Genomic DNA, 20,988 nt, shown 5'->3' with positions numbered 1-20,988 from the left:
ATATACAGAACTGTATAGACAGCATTATATCGTATAATATGGTAAAATATTATCATATTCCAAATTATAAGAGGAGACTCAAAAAAGTTGAACATAGAAAGAAATCTAATCTTCATAAAGGGTGAAGACAAAACTGAAAAGATTACATATTGCAAATATAATAACGGTAAGTATGATGTCACCTTTAGTGGGAACGCAAGGACATACAGCTATAATTACGACAATTTAAGATGGCTTTCAAAGCCTGAGGAACTGAATCCAAAAGATGTATTAATATATGAAAATAAACAGTGTATAACTGGAATTATTAAGATATTTAAATTCGAAGATTATTATAGATTGATCTTTAAGAGTGGATTCAATAAGCTTTATCATAAATCTCAGATAGTTATAGAAGAAAACTGCTTAAATAATGATTTATCAAATGATTGCTTTAAATATTTAAAAATGCTGGCAAGCTATATCAATGTTTCTTTAGATGAAGACAGTACCTTTTTAAGTAAGCAGTATGAAAAGCTTACTACTGTTAGCCCAAGTAGTGTTCTTGCTAATTATTTAAATCCTAAGAAAATGACTAAATTAGAAGAACATCAGCAAGTGATATTTCCTTTTGGTTTTAATATCAGTCAAAAGTCTGCCACTGAAAATGCTCTTTCTAGTCAGATAAGTGTAATAGAGGGTCCTCCAGGAACAGGTAAGACTCAGACTATATTAAACATTATTGCTAATGCTATTATAAATGATAAAACTGTTGCTGTTGTTTCTAATAACAATTCTGCTACTGCAAATGTTTTAGAAAAGCTTGAAAAGTATGATGTGGATTTTATTGCAGCTTATTTAGGTAAAAGTGATAATAGAAAGAAGTTTTTTGAAACTCAGCAGAGACATTATCCAGAGTTTAGTCAGTGGAAAATAGAAGCTGAAGAGTATGAAACTATTCAAAAAGAGCTGTTAGCTTCTCAAAAGACTTTGGAAGATATGCTAGAGAAACAAAGTACTGTTGCGAGGCTAAAGCAGGAACTTGCAAGTCTAAACACAGAGCTAGAATATTTTAATAGCTATAGTAACACTAACAAAAGCACAATAAGGTCTTATAAAACCTTATTTAACAATAATTCTGATCTAGTAATGTCTTTACTAGTGGACTTCCACATTAGATTGAATAAATACATTAAATTCGATCTTAAGTATAAGCTCAAAAATCTATTAAAATATGGAATAATCAGTTTCAAGTTTTATAAAAACAGCCCAGAGGATATAGTTGAGCATCTCAGAAAGCTTTATTACGAGCTTAGGTTTAAAGAAATAACAAATGAGATTAGCGCTATAGAAGCTGAGCTTAATCGCTATAGTTTTAAAGACCAAATGAAGGCTTATAGCGAAAAATCTATGAGATTACTAAAAGCTAAATTAGCTAAGAAATATGGTGAAAAGCACAGTAGAGTTAACTTTTCTGAAGAGGCATTATGGAAAAACTTTGATTCCTTTATATATGAATATCCAGTAATACTAAGTACCACCCATTCCTTAAGAAACTCTGCAGCTAAGAATTATTTATTTGATTATGTGATTATAGATGAAGCTTCTCAGGTTGATGTAGTAACTGGAGCACTAGCTTTTTCTTCTGCAAAAAATGCAGTGATAGTTGGAGATTTAAAGCAGCTACCTAATATAGTATCATCTGAAATCGAGAATATAACTAATAATATTTTCAATCGCTATCATCTGAATGAAGCTTATAATTACTCAAAGCATAGCCTGCTTTCTTCTATTATAAGTCTATATGATGATGTTCCGAAAACACTACTTAAAGAACATTATAGATGGCATCCTAAGATAATAGATTTTTGTAATAAGAAGTTTTACGATGATGAATTAATAATATTGACTAGTGGAGAAGAAAACCACTCTCCCTTAGCTGTCTATAAAACAGTTAAAGGTAATCATGCAAGGGGTAACTATAACCAAAGACAGATTGATGTAATTCTTGAGGAAATACTACCAGGCCTAAAATCAAAGAAATCCATAGGAATAATATCACCCTACAGAGATCAAATATCAGCATTACAAAGAGTAATAAAAGATGAAAATGTTGAAATTGATACTGTACATAAATATCAAGGTAGAGAAAAGAAGACTATTATACTAAGTACCGTGGCAAATGAATCCAATGATTTTATTGAAGATCCTAATCTTATAAATGTTGCGATCTCCCGTGCAGAGGATAAATTAATTCTTATAGTATCTGATAGCGATATAGTAAATGGAAATAACAATATCAGCGATTTAATAAGGTACATAGATTACAATAACTTTGAAATTATTAATAGCAATATATATTCTGTCTTTGACCTGCTTTATAGCAGCTATTCTGAGAAATTGCTTGAAGTGTTAAATAGAAATAAAAAGGTTTCAGAACATATCTCTGAAAATCTAATGAATGCAGTAATAGAAAAGGTATTATCAGACCATAAGTTTAAGTCCTTAGATAAAGTTATGCATCAGCCACTTAAAATGCTTCTTCGTGATACCTCTAAACTAAATGAAGCAGAATATAAATTTGCAATGAATATATTAACCCACACGGATTTCTTAATCTACAGAAAGATAGACAAAATGCCAGTGCTTGTGGTTGAAGTAGATGGATACTATTATCATGCCAATAATCCTAAGCAACTTGAAAGAGACAGGATGAAGGATGAAATTTTAGAAAAATACAATATTCCTATATTGAGGATAAGAACAAACGAAAGTGGTGAAGAGAAGAGGATTTATGGTAAGCTTTTGGAAGTGTTGAATTAGAAAAATTATATAATCATATAGTTTGTTAAAAGGGGATATATGATTATGGACTATTATTTAGATATAGATTTTCTTAAATACTATTTAGCTAAAAATTATTTAAAGAATGGAAAGAGGTGTATATTTGATCCAATAAGGAAAATGCTTGTTATAGAAACACCTGAGGAAATAGTAAGACAAAAATGAAGATCATATACCTCAAGCGATTATTGAATATAAAGCACCTAATTTTCCTATAGTTTTAATAAATAGGATAAACTTTGAATGAAGTTTATTGCTAATGATATATAATATAAAATTAATTATAAATAAATTGATGAATAGCGATATACGAACTTTTGTTCGTATATTTTTCTTTCTACTGGAAATAATATCATATATAAAGCAGTGGAAAGGAAGGCATAGTATGGATTATAATAAAATAGAAGATGCTGTGTTCAAAAAGGCTATGGAGTTTTTTAAAGATAATGCAGTAGAATTCTTTGGTATTGATACAAAAATAGTTGCTCCAGCAGAAACTGAGATAAAAAATGTTGATATTAAAACTAATTACACTGATTACCTGTTTTACACAGAAGATAATAATTATCTTCATTTTGAGTTTCAGACTACAGACAAAAAAGAAGACATTAAGCGGTTTTTATATTATGATGCTTCATTATTTTATAAGGATAGGCGCAAGATAAGGACAGTGGTTATATATTCAGCAGACATTGATGATGCTGAAATATGTATTGATGCAGGAAGTATTAATTATAAAATTGAAGCTTTTTACATGAAAAATTTAAATGGTGATGAAAAGCTTGAAATGTTAAAAAATAAAATTAGAAATAATGAAAAGTTAACAAGTGATGATATATTAACATTGAGTTTTATTCCGTTAATGAGTAGCAAACTTAGTAAAAGTGAAAGAACTCTAGAAGGAATAGAACTAGCAAACTCAATTGAAGATAGTGAAGTTAAACTGAAATGCTTAACTTTGCTGTATGCGTTGTTTGATAAATTTGGAGATCAAATATCTAAAAAAAGATTTAAGGAGGTATTTAGTGTGACAGAAATAGGAAAGATGATAAGAGATGAAGGAAAAGCTGAAATTCTCATAAAGTTATTAAATAAGAAGTTTAAGAAACTTTCTCAAGAATATGAGGAAAGGATAAAGAATCTACCTTCAGAAAAGATAGAGTTAATGGCGAATGATATATTTGATTTAGAAAAGGTTGAGGATCTAGAAAAGTATTTTTAATAACATAGATTTGATTTTAATAAGAGTATAAGATTAAGCAATTTTCAAATCTTATACTTTTATTATTTAGTCCTGGTTGATTACCATCTTAGATTAGAAATTTTTATTATGAGCTTAGGTCTAAAGAATTAACAAATGAGATTAGCGCCATAGAAGCTCTGCTAAATAGCTATAAATTTAAAGTTCAAATGAAGGCTTATATCGAAAAATATATGTTATAACTAAAAACTAAATTATATAAGAAAAAAGATAGGATGGAGAATGAAATCTTGAGTAAGTACAATATTTCTATATTGAGGATAAGACCAAATGAAAGTGGAGAAGAGAAGAAGGTCTATGATAAGCTTTTGGAAATATTAGAAGAGAAATAGTTTTAAAGTTAATAATAAATAAAATATTACAATGATTCAATTAGTCTAATGAAAAGTGATTAACAAAGTGGTCTATCAATATTTTGAGCTAAGCTATTTATAAATTTTTATAAGCTTTAGCCGTACAAAATTAATTCAAATAATAAGTTTGAAATAATCCAAAATAGCTCAAACCAGCATGTTTCCTATATATTTATATAATTTTTTAATTTTATAATCATATGATTTTATAGTTATATGATTATATGAATTTTTAATCTTATAATTTTATAATTTTATTAAAACCAAAAGCATACATAGAGGTGTGCAAATCAAATCCATAGGAGGATGTTGAAAATGTAGCTATTCTTTTCCGGGGGCCGCTCGTGGCACTCTACCGGTGGTGTAGTGAAACATAGAGAATAACTTTTTTACACCTCCTATGTATGCTCACTTTAAGTTATGGATGCACCACTTCGTAATAAAATTTATTATTTTTAAATTTTCTCACCAGAAGCCACTTGTTCTGATGTCTTCACTAAAGCTTAGTTTTTATTGGTATCTTGTTAAGTAGATGTATAACCACGAATACAACTACCATTATAAGAAAAAGCCCAGCTTCCCAGGTAATTGAGCGTAGATCTTTTGTTATTTCAAATTTAACTAACATCTCAACTAAAAAAATTATTACTCCTATGATAAGTGTTATAAGTGAAGAACTTCCTACTACGTCTATAGTTCTTTCATCACTACCATTTGAATAATTCTTTAACTTCTACTTAAAATTCATAATAACCTCCTAATTATCTAGATTATCATTCCATTTGTTGTACTTTTTAATTTTTCGCTATTTCATGAAAGTATCAAGAATAAAAATAAGAATGAAATATATAATAATTTTTAATAATGGTTAATTGAAAGGCGAGAGGCCACTTTGTAAATTGAAAAGCAATATTTGAAAATTATGATTCAATATTTGTAAGTAAAAACCCACTTTTGTACTCTAAATTAAGATTTTGTATATTAAGAACAGTATTTTGATGATTAAAAAGAGTGAAGTCTTTAGTGATACGGTTTTAAGACTGATGTGTTATAGGCCAGCGTAAAATAATCTATTAAGAAATATGGATAAGCTTTTGAGATAGATTTTAATTACATAACATATAAAATAATGGAAGATATACAGAATTAAAAGTATAATTAAAGTGTTAGTTTTGAAATTAAATTAGTAGTTTAATGATAACAGTACAAATAAGGATTTTAATAATAACTTAGGAGAAATTTATAATGACTGAAATAGGTAGAATGATTTGGAAAGATGGTTTTAGTGAAGGAAAAGAGTCGTATTTAAATGAGTTAAGAGAAGAAGGAAGAAGGCTAGGCAAGCTTGAAGTTCTTAATATCCAATTAATGAAAAAATTTAAAAAGATTCCAGCTCATTATGAAGAAAAGATAAATAATTTATCAGAAATCGCAATAGAAGTAATTGCACTAGAAATATTCGATATTGAAACTTTACAAGATTTAGAAGAGTATTTATAAAAAGTTATAGTGGCTCGATTGTCAAGACAAAAATATTTAAGTTTACAATGAACCATATTTTACCATTATGTAGTTGCACTATGCAGTAATACCAAGTAGCACAGGATAGTAGTTTTCTGCCGGAGTTTGATAGCCAAGTGCAGAGTGGAGCTTTTCAAAATTGTAGCTGTGGATAAAATCACCAATCTGCTTACGGGCATCTCTTATGTTAACATAGTCCTTCAGGTAGACTTCGTCATATTTGAGCGTGCGGAACCAGCGTTCAATCATGATATTGTCTGCCCATCTGCTCTTACCATCCATGCTAATTTTGACTCTATGGTTTTCCACAAAGCTAATATACTCATGACCTGTGAATTGGTCGCCTTGATCAGAGTTCAATGTTTCAGGTTTAGCAACAGAAAAGGCTTTTTCAAGAGCGCTTTTAACCATATTTGTGGATAACGTATCGTCCAGCTCCCAGCCTACGATGAGACGACTGTGCCAGTCGATAATGGCTGTCAGATAGACAAAACCATGTTTGAGGCGGATGTAGGTTATATCGATAGACCATGCTTGATTCGGCCTTACAATATCCACATTCCTAAGAAGATAAGGGTATATCTTGTGTCCTTTAGCAGGCTTGGACAGGTTGGGTTTAGGGTAGATCGCATGTATGTCCATATCCTGCATGTACCTGCGAGTCTTCAATCTACCTATATCGAATCCTTTATGCCGCAACTTTTGAAATCTGCCCGGAGCCCCGGGATGGGTTGTCAGTGTGCATTCTATCTATGGAGTCTTTTATAGCTAATTCTGTTTCAGACGGACTTTTACTCTTGTAGTATGCACTGGTACGGTTTACGTCCAGTAATTCAGCTACTGTGGATAAAGGGAGTTCCTTGCTATCTTTTTGGGCGCGGAGTAAATTTACTCTCCCAATCAGGTCCAAAGAGTTCTTCAGATTTTTTTTTGAGCCAATCAACCTGCGTAGTTAACTGACCAACTTTCTTATATAGATCATCCTTCTCCGCTTCGCTTGATTTAAGGCTTTCTTTAAGCTTTTCATCCTTTTTATTATCAAAGGCATTGGCGGCGTTTTCGAGGAATTCGCTCTTCCAGTTACGCAACTGGTTTGGAGCAATCTCGTGTTCACTTGCCAGCTGGCTCAACTCCTTTTCGCCTTTTAGTAGCTCTATTATTACTTTAGCTTTGAATTCTGGTGTGAATGTTCTTTTTCTCATAATGAAAACCTGCTTTCTTTTGATACTTTTATTATATCAGGTTCATTATATTTAACTCATATTTTTGTTGAGTTTTCTTAGACCATTATAAGTTATAGCTAATTTTTATAAGTTTACGATAATAAATTGAAACTGTTGTAAAATGAAATTGAGCTAATAAAAATAATTTTATTTAACTAATTCGGGTGAAAACGTTATGAAAGATTGGTGAGGATTAATGAGGAGGAGAGGTAACTGTGAGAAATATTAACTTGAATTATAATAAAATAAAAGGTAAGCACAACAAGTATTTTTCTTTATGAGTAGGAGCAGGACGAGCAGGAGAAGTGCTTAGAAAAGATTTTCAAGAGCAGCTGGATGTTGTGAAGAAAGCGTGTAAGTTTAAGTATTTAAGATTTCATGGGATTTTCCATGATGAAATGGGGGTATATAAAGAGAATTCTGATGGGTCTGCAAATTACAACTGGCAGTATGTGGATGCTGTGTATGACAGTCTTATTGATAAAGGAATTAAGCCTTTTGTAGAGTTAAGTTTCATGCCGAAGGCTTTGGCAAGTGGCGAGCAAACTGTTTTTTGGTGGAATGCTAATATTACTCCTCCGAAGGATTATGATAAGTGGTACTCACTGGTTAATAATTTTGTAAGACATCTTGAGGAGAGATATGGAAGAGAGGAGGTCCTGACTTGGTATTTTGAGGTGTGGAATGAGCCTAATCACCCTGTTTTTTTCTCGCCAACAAAGCAGTTTAATGATTTAGAAAATATTGATGAATACTTCAAGCTATATGAGGTTACTGTAAAGGCTGTAAAAGACGTCTGCAAAGGGTATCGGGTTGGAGGACCAGCAACAGCGGGTAATGGATGGATAAAAGAGATGATTAATTACTGTGCTGAGAAGGAGGTTCCAATAGATTTTGTTTCTACTCATACTTATGGTATAGAGACTATTTCGGAAAATGGTGAAGACTTACTATATTTGGGTAGAAACAAGGATTTTATTATAGACGATGTTAAGAGAATATGTGAACAAGTAAGAACCTCTTCTAAACCAAATCTTGAAATACATTATTCAGAATGGAATACGTCTTGGTATAACAAAGATTATATACATGAAACTTATATACAGGCACCATGTATACTATATAATCTAAAAAACTTGGAGGGAACTGTTGACTCCATGTGTTACTGGACCTTTACAGATATATTTGAAGAATCTGGACCACCTGATACTCCATTTGGTGGTAGCTTTGGTCTTATAAATCTACAAGGAATCAAGAAGCCAGCGTTTTATTCGTATAAATTTCTTGCTGAACTTGGAGAGGTCGAACTTGAGAATAATGATGCTGACAGTTGGGCATGTATGGATGAGACAGGAATACAGCTGCTCTTATGGGATTACACAAAACCTCTGCAGGATTCTTGCGATGAGATCTATTTTTCTAAAGATTTGCCTTCAAATAAAGGTGAGTGTGTCCATATTGGTATTGATGGAATACCAGAAGGAAAATACAAAGTTCAAGTTTTTAGGGTAGGATATTCCTGCAATGATGCTTATACAGAATATATTAAGATGGGTTCACCTAAATACTTAAGTAAGTGTCAAGTAGAAGAATTGAAGCTAAAAGCTTCTGGGCAGCCAGTTTTTGAAGAAGAATTTTATATAGAAAAAAATAAAAGCTTTGAAAAAGAGTTGCAAGTGAAGGAAAATGATGTTTACTTTATTAAGATGATAAGATCTATCATAAATATCAGATAGTTATAGAAGAAAACTACGCTCCTTTAGCTGTTTAAAAAGCTGTTAAAGGTAATCGGGGCACTATAACCAAAGACAGATGGATGTAAAGGTTGCTGTTTCCAGTGTAGAAGATAAAATGATCCTTATAGTATCTGATAGCGATATAATAAAAGGAAATTAATACTATTTTAAGAGCTTTTATTAAGGCTTTAATGAGAAAAAATCTGTGTAAACCCAAAGGATAATAGTTCCTGTGGGACCTAACTCAAAAATTTACAGTTTTGTATAAAAAGAGTGTATTAATGATAAAAAAAGAGTTATAATTAGTATTAATATAGCTTTTATTAAGTATATTGGTAAAAAGGGGGGAGTAGTTTGGAATTTTATCTTCCAAGTCAAAAGATAAAGTTGATGAGAAAAAAGTTCAGAGTGAATCAATCTGAACTAGAAGGGGAAAACATGACTAGGGCCTTAATTAGTATGATGGAGAGTGGGAAAAGATCTGTAAGTAAAGCCAGCTCTAGAAAGTTAGTTGAAAAGTTTAAGAATATTGCCAGTAGGATTCACGTTAACCTCGAAATTGATGAGGAATACTTTTCTAGATCTCCTGAAGAAGACGCTAGGTATTATTGTGAAAATAAAATAAAAAAAGAACAATCAAGTAAACACAAGGATTTAGATCAGTTAATAGAAATAGAAAGAGCCTTCGGGTTTAATGAACTCCTTGCAGAGACATATAAGAAAAAAGGAATTCTCTATTTTAATGAGAATGAGTATGTCAAATCTTTCATTAATTTTCACAATGCATTGGGGAAGTATAAAGAAATACGAGCTTATGTTCCTCAAATTGAGGTTCTTTGCTATCTAGGTAATTGCAAGCTTAGGTGTAATCAGTTTGATGACTCTATATTATTTTATAAAGAAGCGATTGAATATGCTGAAGAACACGAAAGAGAAAGAGATTACTTCATAGCTAGCCATTCATTAGCTACAGTTTATGGACAGATAAAAAAGTATGATAAATGTCTAGAGGTAATAGAGAATAATATATTAAAAAATGAAGATAAAGTTGATAAGGTAATCTTAGTGAATGCTAAGCTTATGAAAGCAAACGTATTTCTAGCTACAGAAAGAAATCACGAAGCAGCTAAGGGATGTTTTGACATGGTGGAAGAGGCTAAAGTTTTCGATCCATCATTGTTAGGTCTTATTTATAATAATATAGCTGAGTACTATTACAAAATGAAAAATTATGAAAAAGCTCTAGTATATGTAACTGAGGCGCAAAAACATAAACTTGCAACAAAAAAAGAATTCTTATCTAGCACATTAGGACTAAAGGGTAAGATACTGCTTGGTCAAGGGATGAGGGAAGAAAGTATTTTACTTTATGAATTAGCAATTGATATGGCTGAGCAGTATAGGCGCTTTGATATGTTAGTGGATAACTATAAAGAACTAATGGAAATTCTTGAGGATAATAATGACACTGATAAAATGGAGACGAAGTTGAATTCTATGATCGAGACTCTTGAAATGAATAAAATTGAGGATGGAATTCAGTATGCTCTGGTTAAACTCATGGAATTAGCTACTTCAAAAAATCAAAATAAAAAAGCTATGCAATTGTTGCACAGATTGGAGTACTTTGTATAATTTTTTTGTTTTAATTATCAATATATGAACTAAAATGATTAATTTTGTAATATAATAGCAATATAGACATAAAAAGGGGTGAGTGAGATTGAAAAAGAGAGTGACTAAAATTATACTAAGTGCTTTACTTTTAGCTGTAGTTGCTGTACCATTGATTAATTCTGGTACAAGCTTTAACAACATTGGAGGAGCATATAAAACTTATATCGATTGGCCTAATCCAATCAATCCTTAATAAAAGCGTGAGCAACCAGAGTTGCTCACGCTTTTATGTTTTAAGGGTACGGAGCTTTTGTCGCCGAATACAAATCATATCTTCAATATTCATATCAAACATTTTAAGGATTATCTTAATTTATCTATTAATGGGACATATCATAGTATTGTTGAAACCATTGATTATTATGGATTAAATGTGAATATGAAATTTTCCATAGAAATGGATTTTAATCAAACTGATTTAATAGAAAGGTAATGTTCTTTTCCGTGATTTTTGATATTATTAATGATGAAGAAAAATATAAAAAAGGCTATGGCTCTGGTTTGGAAAATATTGAAGATAGAGAACAGTTTTTTAGTTTAGTATGAACGGAATAAAGAAGTAGGAAAGAAGTGTTGATTAACATACAAATTAATAGCAGCACAAACTGATAGAAATATAATGAAATTATGTTTAATTATAAAGAATGATATTTTTAACATACATGTTTGAAACTTAATTTGTTTGACTAAAGAAAGATAAAGTGAGGATTATAAATGGATACAATAGTAATTACTGGGGCAGAGGGCTTTTTTGCATCCAGATTTGTTCAATATTATAGAGATAAATATAACATAATTGCTCTAAACCATAGGGATTTAGATATATGTGACCAAGAGAAAACTATAGAAAAAATTATAGATATTAGTCCCAAATACCTTATTCATTCTGCAGCTATATCTGATACAGGCAAATGCGAGAATGATCCTGAGTTATCTTATGCTGTAAATGTTAATGGTACAATTAATATTACTAAAGGCTGTGCTGCAGCAGGGGCAAAGTTAATATATTTAAGTTCTGATCAGATATACAATGGTAATGTTGAAGCTGGTCCATATAAGGAAGACTGTGTAGTATTGCCCAATACGGTTTATGGTAGACACAAGCTTGAAGCTGAAAATGCCCTTTGTGGTATTGCGGATGACCCAGTTATATTAAGGCTTACCTGGTTATTTAGTTTACCAGAAAGAAATGTTAAGATAAATTCTAATATAATTTGGAACCTAGTAAAAGCTACACTAAAGGGCGAGAAAATGACTCTACCAGCCAATGAATATAGAGGGATAACCTATGTTTATGATCTAATAAGTAATTTTCATAAGCTTCTTAACCTGCCAAAGGGAATATACAATACAGGAAGCGAAAATAACTTAAGTACATATGAAGTTGGTAAGGTAATTCTGGAGAATATGGGGCTAGGTCATAGGGTAGAAGAACTTTTAATAAAGGATACAGAAAGATATAAAGAAAATAATAGAGACCTGAGGATATGTAATAAGAAGCTTAGAGATCAGAAAATATGCTTCACAGATACTGAGGAAGCAGTTAGCAGATGCATAGGTGATTTTATTCTGTAAATAAAAGGACAAAAATTTTAACCTATATAGAAAGCATATATAAATTTGTAAAGAACTTCAGATATTAAAAAATAGAATTAATAGCCACTGATATATTTGACTTAGAAAAAGTAGAGGATTTAGAAAAGTATTTTTAAAAGAGTATATGCATTTTTTAAGAGTCTGAAATATAAGCTCTTATTTTTACTATAGGTATCCAATTTTAACTATTAATTTATACATGCCACAAAATTGCCAGAAGCCGCAATTATATAACAAGTATAAATTAAGTTTTCGTAAAGGTTCCCTATATATTAATCGACAAATCGGGCAAAGTCATAAAATGAAGCTAATCTTTTTGCTAGAAATAACCAAGTCAGTGAAAAGGGAACTTCGGTGATACTAGGTAAGAATAGAAACAATATTAATTTGATATGTAGATGTTTGTACAATATAATAACTATATTAACAATAATATCGAAAATTATATATTCTTAAGAGTAAAAGAGGTTCATTACTTAAACTTAAGTTATGCATGCTCCAAAATAATGAACCTATGAATTTAAGTAGGCATAACTTAGCAGTTGAAATTGAAAGCTTATAAGGGAGAAAATATATGATAGAACCTAAAAGAGAATGGAAGACCTTTGAGTCAATAGAGGAAGAACTTGAGAAACTGAGAGAATGGCATTTGATATCTCCTAAAGCTACAGAAGTAAAAGCCTTTTATTATAAAGGTGGGTATACAGACAAGCATGCCCAGTGCAAGGTGGCTGGATATGTGGATGATAATGAAATAGTGCTTTATGTTGATGGGAAGCTTCATAGCATTCATCCAGATTATTTCTTAGATATGCAGAAAAAAGATTTTTCGCTGTATGCTTCAAGCGAAGAATTACAATTGGATGAAAACAAAAAAGAAATAAAACCAGATAAAAGCAAAAATAATAAAAAAGTTGAGAAAAAAGAGAGGCTTATACTTGTTGATATAGAAACACCTTATAGTTTCTCTCCAAAAGACGGAATAAGGGAAGTAGCAGCTACAGTTATAGAAGATTATGAAATCATAGACAATCTACATTTAGCTATTATCAATGATGAAGAAGAATATAAAAAAGGTTATGGTTCTGGACTAGAGAATATTGAAGAGAATGAAGCTTTAAGAGAAGAATTTAAGAAGTTTATTCTTAAGTATAAGTGTCCTCTAGTAGCTCATAATGCTAGCTTTGATAAAAGCTTTTTAGCTTACTGGAATTGGGTAGATAAAGATCAAGTATTTTATTGTAGCATGAATACAATAAAAAAACTGGAAAAGTTAGATAGTTATAAATTAAAAGATTTATTAAAGCATTATAATATAAAAGATACTCAAGAGCATACTGCGATGCAAGACGTACTAGATTTATTAGAGTTATTAAAGGCAGTGAAACCTAAGAAATGGAGTAAACTAGGTAGCAGTGCTGAAATCAAAGAAAAAAGAAGCTATATTTTTAATAAGGAAGAAAGAGAAGAAAATAAGGCAAGGCTGGAATTAGCTAAAGAAAACATAATAGAAGATATATTAAATGGCAAAAATATTGTATTTACTGGAGAGACTGTGAAAAGCAGAGTGGAACTCTCTGAACTTGCTATTAGGTATGGTGGAAATGTTAAAAGCGGCGTCAGTAAAAAGACAAATATTCTAGTTGTAGGGGATAACCCAGGAAGCAAACTAAGCAAAGCTAAAGAACTTGGAATCGAAGTACTAACTGAAGATGAGTTTTTAGCGTTACTAGAAAAAAGAACTGAATTATAACATGTTTTATAACTTAAGTCACTAAAATAAAGCTTTTTTGCTTCTATAGAAATTATTTTAATATATTATTTAAAAATCATTTATAAATCTTTTTCATTAATTAATGAACTATTTGATATAAGGTATACAAACTTTTGTTTGTATACCTTTCTTTCTTCAGGAAATAATATCATATAAAGTAGAGGAAAATAAGCCATGTTATGTGGATTACAATAAAATTGAAAATCTAATCTTCAAAAGTACTTTGTAATCTTTAAAGACAATGTAGTGAAAATCTTTGGTACTTATGTAAAAATAATTGCTTTTATTGCTTTTATTGAAATAGAAAATAATGTTCATATTAAAACTAATTATGCCTTATTATCTGTTTTACACAGACTATGGAAATAAGATGGTGGTTCTTTGATTTAATGATCGAAGTGAATGTCTAACAATATAAATGTTACTCTAGTTCTATAACTTTTAATCATATTATACACAAATTAATGAATTGTTAGATGATAACAGTGCCTAGTGTATCAATTAGTAAAATATGTCGAAATACAGAGAATAAGCAATCAATGAATAATTATTTGCTTTTCTTGATATATATATATTGCAAATTGGTTTCTACAATCTAACACATAGCCTGTCTATTGTTTGAGTAGGAACCTTATTTATGTTACTTATAAACTTTTGAATTGCAGTTCTAACTTGTGGCAGAGATTTATAAAAGACATTGTTAATAACAGATGCCTTTAGCCATCCCCATAACCCCTCTATAAGATTCATTTCTGGACTATACGGTGGTAAAAACATCAATTCAAGCCTATCTTTAACTCTATTAAGAAATGGCTGAATCAGCTTTGCATGATGAATCTTAGCATTGTCTAATACCACAACAATTTTTCCTTTTGGATACTGCTTAAGTACGTTTTCTAAAAAGTCATTAAATATCTTAGCGTCATATCTTTCATGTTCCTCGCAATATACGTTACCAGTCTCGTAATCCAATATTCCCATAAGTTTAACACCTGCATTTTTACCGAACGTAGGAATTTTCCTTTGTTGTCCTCTTATAAACCAGCTCTTTTGAATTGCTTGATAATCTCTAATCATTGATTCATCTTCAAATAAGATGGTATCAACTAAGCCATTGAGGCATTTTTTTAAAGCTTTAAAGTCACTTTTAAAAATTTCTTGCTTTTCTTTATCAGCTTTCGCTAAGACGTAAGTAGGTCTAGTATAACTTAAATTTAATCTATGAAGTACATATGCTATTCCTCTATGTGACATATTTATATTAAATTCTTTAATAACCCATTGCCTCACTAATTCAATAGTCCAATTCATTTTAGATTCGAAGCCTACATCTTCTGGAGTTTTTGTAGTTATAGTTTCTACAATGAGCTTCTCTTGAAGTGAATTGATTTTCTTTATAGCTCCGCCGCCGTGGCCAATATTTAATCCATCTATTCCTTTTGATTTATAATTTTTTATATATGTAGAAACAGTATGTTCTTCTAGATTCTCCATTTCAGCTATTTTTCTATTTGTAAATCCATCAAAATGCTTAAGTAAAACAGAATATCTTTTATATAACCTTGTGTTTTTAGTCTTTTTTAAAGCTGATTTTAACTCGTTTATATCATCTTCATGCCCAGCAATCTTATTAAGAATCAAAATATCCATATTTAAAACCTCGCTATAATTTTTATTTTATATTCTAGTTTGGATATTTTAGTTATCTTATATTAATGGATGTTCTTACCTAAATATCATATCGAAATTTTCATCTTGCAACATATATATTATATTTAGATTGAACAATAACTATATGATATTATTAGTCATGTCGCTGGAACACAAAGCGACAAAGCACAGAAATTTAAATTTAAGTTTTAAACTAAGATTTAAAAATAAATTTAAAAAGTATGTTGACAAAGAAATCTTACGGTGGTAAGATAAATGAGCTGTCAGAAATGCAGCAAAATAAACTTGGTCTTTGAAAATTAAACAGAGTAAAATAAACAAAGTCTAAAACTAGACTTAAACCAGCAATTCTTTTGAAAAAAGACTTACTAAGTAAGTAAGCTATGATTAAACTTTAAATTGAGAGTTTGATCCTGGCTCAGGACGAACGCTGGCGGCGTGCCTAACACATGCAAGTCGAGCGGAGAAAGTTCTTCGGAACTTTCTTAGCGGCGGACGGGTGAGTAACACGTGGGTAACCTGCCTTATAGAGGGGGATAGCCTTCCGAAAGGAAGATTAATACCGCATAACATTTTTGTTTCGCATGAAATGAAAATCAAAGGAGCAATCCGCTATAAGATGGACCCGCGGCGCATTAGCTAGTTGGTGAGGTAATGGCTCACCAAGGCGACGATGCGTAGCCGACCTGAGAGGGTGATCGGCCACATTGGAACTGAGATACGGTCCAGACTCCTACGGGAGGCGACAGTGGGGAATATTGCACAATGGGGAAACCCTGATGCGAGCAACGCCGCGTGAGTGATGAAGGCCTTCGGGTTGTAAAGCTCTGTCTTTGGGGACGATAATGACGGTACCCAAAGGAGGAAGCCACGGCTAACTACGTGCCAGCGACCGCGGTAATACGTAGGTGGCAAGCGTTGTCCGGATTTACTGGGCGTAAAGGGAGCGTAGGTGGATGTTTAAGTGGGATGTGAAATACCCGGGCTTAACTTGGGTGCCGCATTCCAAACTGGATATCTAGAGTGCAGGAGAGGAAAGTGGAATTCCTAGTGTAGCGGTGAAATGCGTAGAGATTAGGAAGAACACCAGTGGCGAAGGCGACTTTCTGGACTGTAACTGACACTGAGGCTCGAAAGCGTGGGGAGCAAACAGGATTAGATACCCGGTAGTCCACGCCGTAAACGATGGATACTAGGTGTGGGGTTTCAACACCTCCGTGCCGCCGTTAACACAATAAGTATCCCGCCTGGGGAGTACGGTCGCAAGATTAAAACTCAAAGGAATTGACGGGGGGCCCGCACAAGCGGCCGGAGCATGTGGTTTAATTCGAAGCAACGCGAAGAACCTTACCTAGACTTGACATCTCCTGAATTACCCTTAACCGGGGAAGTCGGTACCTTTGGTATCGACAGGAAGACAGGTGGTGCATGGTTGTCGTCAGCTCGTGTCGTGAGATGTTGGGTTAAGTCCCGCAACGAGCGCAACCCTTATTGTTAGTTGCTACCATTTAGTTGAGCACTCTAGCGAGACTGCCCGGGTTAACTGGAGGAAGGTGGGGATGACGTCAAATCATCATGCCCCTTATGTCTAGGGCTACACACGTGCTACAATGGCAAGTACAAAGAGACGCAAGACCGTGAGGTGGAGCAAATCTCAAAAACTTGTCCCAGTTCGGATTGTAGGCTGAAACTCGCCTACATGAAGCCGGAGTTGCTAGTAATCGCGAATCAGCATGTCGCGGTGAATACGTTCCCGGGCCTTGTACACACCGCCCGTCACACCATGAGAGTTGGCAATACCCGAAGTCTGTGAGCTAACCCGTAAGGGAGGCAGCAGCCGAAGGTAGGGTCAGCGATTGGGGTGAAGTCGTAACAAGGTAGCCGTAGGAGAACCTGCGGCTGGATCACCTCCTTTCTATGGAGAAATTATTAAGTACTGATGCATTTCAGACTTAATATACACGAATTCTGGTTGTTATTTACTCTGTTTAATTTTGAGATACCAAGTATCTCAGATTGTTCTTTGAAAATTGCACATAAGTTAAAGTAAAGATATTTACTAATTCTTTGTAATATAACTACTGACAAACAATGCACGCTAGTATTGAAGTCAGTAATGAATTTGCGAACTATTACTTTTTAAAACTAACCATTTTACTAAGTAGTTCTACTAGTTCAACGCAAAATGCAATGAATTATACCTAGTACAAACGCACACCAGTGTGAACAGTACATCTATAAGTCATACGCAGAATTTGCGAAGCAAATTCGGAGTATCATTAGAATCAAGCAATACGAGGAACCGACGAATGAGCCGCGGAGCTTACTTCAGGTAAGTGAGCAGCGTAGTGAGGAAGGTGACGAAGTAATGCGCCGGTTATAATGACACGACATAGGTTAAGTTAGAAAGGGCGCATGGTGAATGCCTTGGCATCAAGAGCCGAAGAAGGACGTGACAAGCTGCGATAAGCTTTGGGTAGGCGCAAATAGCCTGTGATCCAAAGATCTCCGAATGAGGAAACTCACGTAGGTAACCCTACGTATCTTATAGTGAATACATAGCTATAGGAAGGTAAACCTAGGGAACTGAAACATCTAAGTACCTAGAGGAAGAGAAAGAAAAATCGATTCCGTCAGTAGCGGCGAGCGAAATCGGAAGAGCCCAAACCAAAGATTTATCTTTGGGGTTGCGGACAGAACATAAATGTGGTGGCTATTGTAATTGAAGATATCTGGAAAGATACACCGTAGAAGGTAATAGTCCTGTAAGTGAAACAAGAAGACCATAGTTCTGCTCCAGAGTACCACGAGACACGTGAAACCTTGTGGGAAGCAGGGAGGACCACCTCCCAAGGCTAAATACTACTTGATGACCGATAGTGAAGAAGTACCGTGAGGGAAAGGTGAAAAGAACCCCGGGAGGGGGAGTGAAATAGAACCTGAAACCGTGTGCCTACAACCGATCAGAGCACCATATGTGTGTGATGATGTGCTTTTTGTAGAACGAGCCAACGAGTTACGGTATGTAGCGAGGTTAAGTACTTAAGGTACGGAGCCGAAGGGAAACCGAGTCTGAATAGGGCGAATAGTTGCATGCCGTAGACCCGAAACCGGGTGACCTATCCATGGCCAGGTTGAAGCGAAGGTAAAACTTCGTGGAGGACCGAACCACGTTGGTGTTGAAAAACCATGGGATGAGCTGTGGATAGCGGAGAAATTCCAATCGAACTCGGAGATAGCTGGTTCTCCCCGAAATAGCTTTAGGGCTAGCGTCGGATATGACTAATGGAGGTAGAGCACTGAATGGGCTAGGGGGCATATCGCTTACTGAACCTTATCAAACTCCGAATGCCATATAGTATTAGTCCGGCAGTCAGACTGCGAATGATAAGATCCGTAGTCAAAAGGGAAACAGCCCAGATCGTCAGCTAAGGTCCCAAAGTATAAGTTAAGTGGAAAAGGATGTGGGATTTCTAAGACAACTAGGATGTTGGCTTAGAAGCAGCCACTCATTAAAAGAGTGCGTAATAGCTCACTAGTCGAGAGATCCTGCGCCGAAGATGTTCGGGGCTCAAACTTATCACCGAAGCTACGGCAGGCAGAAGTAAACTTCTGCTTGGGTAGGGGAGCGTCGTAATCGGGCTGAAGTCGTACCGTAAGGAGCGGTGGACTGATTACGAGTGAGTATGTTGGCATTAGTAGCGAGAACTAGGTGAGAATCCTAGTGGCCGAAAACCTAAGGTTTCCTCAGGAAGGCTCGTCCGCTGAGGGTTAGTCGGGACCTAAGCCGAGGCCGAAAGGCGTAGGTGATGGACAATCGGTTGATATTCCGATACCACTGCAAATCGTTATTACCGATGGAGTGACGCAGGAAGATAGAGTGTGCTAGCTATTGGATGCTAGTCTAAGCACTTAGGTATACAGTTAGGCAAATCCGGCTGTATTAGCTGAGGTGTGATGGGGAAGGCCTTTTAGGCTGAAGTACTTGATTCTACAGTCGCCAAGAAAAGCTTCTAGGGAGAAATGTAGTGCCCGTACCGCAAACCGACACAGGTAGGTGAGGAGAGAATCCTAAGGCCGGCGGAAGAATTACAGTTAAGGAACTCGGCAAATTGACCCCGTAACTTCGGGAGAAGGGGTGCCTACGAGAGTAGGTCGCAGAGAATAGGCCCAAGCAACTGTTTAGCAAAAACACAGGTCTCTGCTAAAGCGAAAGCTGATGTATAGGGGCTGACGCCTGCCCGGTGCTGGAAGGTTAAGGGGAATCGTTAGCGGTAACGCGAAGCGGTGAACTTAAGCCCCAGTAAACGGCGGCCGTAACTATAACGGTCCTAAGGTAGCGAAATTCCTTGTCAGGTAAGTTCTGACCCGCACGAATGGCGTAATGACTTGGGCACTGTCTCAACTGTAAATCCGGCGAAGTTGTAGTGCAAGTGAAGATGCTTGCTACCCGCGATTGGACGGAAAGACCCCGTAGAGCTTTACTGTAGCTTAGCATTGAGTTTCGGTATTGTCTGTACAGGATAGGTGGGAGACTGGGAAACATCCTCGTTAGGGGATGTGGAGTCGACCTTGGGATACCACCCCTGACAGTACTGGGATTCTAACCGGGCACCATGAAGCTGGTGACGGGACATTGTTAGGTGGGCAGTTTGACTGGGGCGGTCGCCTCCAAAAAAGTAACGGAGGCGCCCAAAGGTTCCCCTCAGAACGGTCGGAAATCGTTCGTAGAGTGCAAAGGCAGAAGGGAGCCTGACTGCGACACATACAAGTGGAGCAGGGACGAAAGTCGGGCTTAGTGATCCGGTGGTACCTCGTGGAGGGCCATCGCTCAACGGATAAAAAGCTACCTCGGGGATAACAGGCTGATCTCCCCAAGAGTCCACATCGACGGGGAGGTTTGGCACCTCGATGTCGGCTCGTCGCATCCTGGGGCTGAAGTAGGTCCCAAGGGTTGGGCTGTTCGCCCATTAAAGCGGCACGCGAGCTGGGTTCAGAACGTCGTGAGACAGTTCGGTCCCTATCCGTCGCGGGCGTAGGAAATTTGAGAGGAGCTGTCCTTAGTACGAGAGGACCGGGATGGACTGACCTCTGGTGCACCAGTTGTTCCGCCAGGAGCATAGCTGGGTAGCTACGTCGGGAAGGGATAAACGCTGAAGGCATCTAAGCGTGAAGCCCACCTCAAGATTAGATTTCCCATAGCGTAAGCTAGTAAGATCCCTCGAAGAACACGAGGTTGATAGGTCGGAGGTGTAAGCATGGTAACATGTTCAGCTGACCGATACTAATAGATCGAGGGCTTAACCAAAATAAATATTACAAAGTTAACTTAAGTGCAATTTTGAAAGAATAA

General features: G+C 34.8%; 13 protein-coding genes and 2 rRNA genes. 11 read left to right on the top strand and 4 right to left on the bottom strand.

Annotated features, from left to right (window positions below):
* Positions 1–87: 87 nt before the first annotated feature.
* The 3 genes from C1I91_RS18830 (at position 88) to C1I91_RS18825 (ending at position 4,045) form a co-directional block, all read left to right on the top strand.
* Positions 88–2,802 (top strand): AAA domain-containing protein, encoded by a 2,715-nt coding sequence (locus tag C1I91_RS18830; protein ID WP_128214259.1) that lies wholly within the window; start codon positions 88–90, stop codon positions 2,800–2,802.
* Positions 2,803–2,847: 45 nt separating this feature from the next.
* Positions 2,848–2,988, top strand: a complete 141-nt coding sequence (locus tag C1I91_RS28315) for a hypothetical protein (protein WP_164880586.1) — start codon at positions 2,848–2,850, stop codon at positions 2,986–2,988.
* Between the two features lie 220 nt (positions 2,989–3,208).
* Entirely contained in the window at positions 3,209–4,045 is an 837-nt protein-coding gene (locus C1I91_RS18825) for a DUF4351 domain-containing protein (RefSeq protein WP_128214258.1), read from the top strand.
* A gap of 888 nt (positions 4,046–4,933) precedes the next feature.
* Here C1I91_RS18825 and C1I91_RS29435 read toward each other — a convergent pair.
* Entirely contained in the window at positions 4,934–5,065 is a 132-nt protein-coding gene (locus C1I91_RS29435; RefSeq protein ID WP_275051626.1) for a hypothetical protein, read from the bottom strand.
* Between the two features lie 617 nt (positions 5,066–5,682).
* Here C1I91_RS29435 and C1I91_RS18820 point away from each other — a divergent pair.
* Positions 5,683–5,937 (top strand): DUF4351 domain-containing protein, encoded by a 255-nt coding sequence (locus C1I91_RS18820; RefSeq protein WP_128214257.1) that lies wholly within the window; start codon positions 5,683–5,685, stop codon positions 5,935–5,937.
* A 78-nt stretch (positions 5,938–6,015) separates the two neighbouring features.
* On the opposite strand, the gene C1I91_RS29110 is transcribed toward C1I91_RS18820, so the two are convergent.
* Together C1I91_RS29110 and C1I91_RS29105 are read right to left on the bottom strand one after the other, a co-directional pair.
* A complete protein-coding gene (locus C1I91_RS29110; RefSeq protein ID WP_338032624.1) occupies positions 6,016–6,627 on the bottom strand; it encodes an IS3 family transposase in 612 nt (203 codons plus the stop codon).
* Positions 6,628–6,821: 194 nt separating this feature from the next.
* The gene (locus C1I91_RS29105; protein WP_238475822.1) at positions 6,822–7,160 is read right to left on the bottom strand and encodes a transposase; all 339 of its coding nucleotides are present in this window, start codon (positions 7,158–7,160) and stop codon (positions 6,822–6,824) included.
* 326 nt (positions 7,161–7,486) lie between these two features.
* On the opposite strand from C1I91_RS29105, the gene C1I91_RS18810 reads away from it, so the two are divergent.
* The 5 genes from C1I91_RS18810 to C1I91_RS18795 all read left to right on the top strand — a co-directional run bounded on the left by C1I91_RS18810 (position 7,487) and on the right by C1I91_RS18795 (position 13,943).
* Positions 7,487–8,917: a GH39 family glycosyl hydrolase gene (locus tag C1I91_RS18810; protein WP_128214256.1), complete on the top strand. Its 1,431-nt coding sequence runs from the start codon at positions 7,487–7,489 to the stop codon at positions 8,915–8,917.
* Positions 8,918–9,271: 354 nt separating this feature from the next.
* Positions 9,272–10,552 (top strand): tetratricopeptide repeat protein, encoded by a 1,281-nt coding sequence (locus C1I91_RS18805; protein WP_128214255.1) that lies wholly within the window; start codon positions 9,272–9,274, stop codon positions 10,550–10,552.
* Between the two features lie 88 nt (positions 10,553–10,640).
* Positions 10,641–10,787 carry a hypothetical protein gene (locus C1I91_RS28310; protein ID WP_164880585.1) on the top strand — a complete coding sequence of 49 codons (147 nt, stop codon included), beginning with the start codon at positions 10,641–10,643 and terminating at the stop codon, positions 10,785–10,787.
* A gap of 521 nt (positions 10,788–11,308) precedes the next feature.
* Positions 11,309–12,169 carry an SDR family oxidoreductase gene (locus C1I91_RS18800; protein ID WP_128214254.1) on the top strand — a complete coding sequence of 287 codons (861 nt, stop codon included), beginning with the start codon at positions 11,309–11,311 and terminating at the stop codon, positions 12,167–12,169.
* Positions 12,170–12,764: 595 nt separating this feature from the next.
* Positions 12,765–13,943 (top strand): 3'-5' exonuclease, encoded by a 1,179-nt coding sequence (locus C1I91_RS18795; RefSeq protein ID WP_128214253.1) that lies wholly within the window; start codon positions 12,765–12,767, stop codon positions 13,941–13,943.
* Positions 13,944–14,552: 609 nt separating this feature from the next.
* Here C1I91_RS18795 and C1I91_RS18790 read toward each other — a convergent pair.
* Complete coding sequence (locus C1I91_RS18790; RefSeq protein WP_128214252.1) at positions 14,553–15,614, bottom strand: IS630 family transposase; 1,062 nt, start codon at positions 15,612–15,614, stop codon at positions 14,553–14,555.
* A gap of 416 nt (positions 15,615–16,030) precedes the next feature.
* Here C1I91_RS18790 and C1I91_RS18785 point away from each other — a divergent pair.
* Positions 16,031–17,550: ribosomal RNA gene (locus C1I91_RS18785) — 16S ribosomal RNA — on the top strand.
* Positions 17,551–18,030: 480 nt separating this feature from the next.
* Positions 18,031–20,943: ribosomal RNA gene (locus tag C1I91_RS18780) — 23S ribosomal RNA — on the top strand.
* Together the 16S and 23S rRNA genes form the textbook arrangement of a ribosomal RNA operon.
* Positions 20,944–20,988: the final 45 nt, after the last annotated feature.

This window comes from Clostridium manihotivorum (assembly GCF_004015185.1).
Lineage (GTDB): Bacteria > Bacillota > Clostridia > Clostridiales > Clostridiaceae > Clostridium_AR > Clostridium_AR manihotivorum.
The sequence above is the reverse complement of the archived record's forward strand: the minus strand, read 5'-3'. Positions and strand labels throughout refer to the sequence as shown.

What these genes read in the sequence shown, in the direction of transcription:
- C1I91_RS28315 (WP_164880586.1), top strand. Translation starts at nt 2,848, where the DNA reads ATGGACTATTATTTAGATATAGATTTTCTTAAATACTATTTAGCTAAA.
- C1I91_RS18825 (WP_128214258.1), top strand. Translation starts at nt 3,209, where the DNA reads ATGGATTATAATAAAATAGAAGATGCTGTGTTCAAAAAGGCTATGGAG.
- C1I91_RS29435 (WP_275051626.1), bottom strand. Translation starts at nt 5,065, where the DNA reads ATGTTAGTTAAATTTGAAATAACAAAAGATCTACGCTCAATTACCTGG.
- C1I91_RS18820 (WP_128214257.1), top strand. Translation starts at nt 5,683, where the DNA reads ATGACTGAAATAGGTAGAATGATTTGGAAAGATGGTTTTAGTGAAGGA.
- C1I91_RS29105 (WP_238475822.1), bottom strand. Translation starts at nt 7,160, where the DNA reads ATGAGAAAAAGAACATTCACACCAGAATTCAAAGCTAAAGTAATAATA.
- C1I91_RS18800 (WP_128214254.1), top strand. Translation starts at nt 11,309, where the DNA reads ATGGATACAATAGTAATTACTGGGGCAGAGGGCTTTTTTGCATCCAGA.
- C1I91_RS18795 (WP_128214253.1), top strand. Translation starts at nt 12,765, where the DNA reads ATGATAGAACCTAAAAGAGAATGGAAGACCTTTGAGTCAATAGAGGAA.
- C1I91_RS18790 (WP_128214252.1), bottom strand. Translation starts at nt 15,614, where the DNA reads ATGGATATTTTGATTCTTAATAAGATTGCTGGGCATGAAGATGATATA.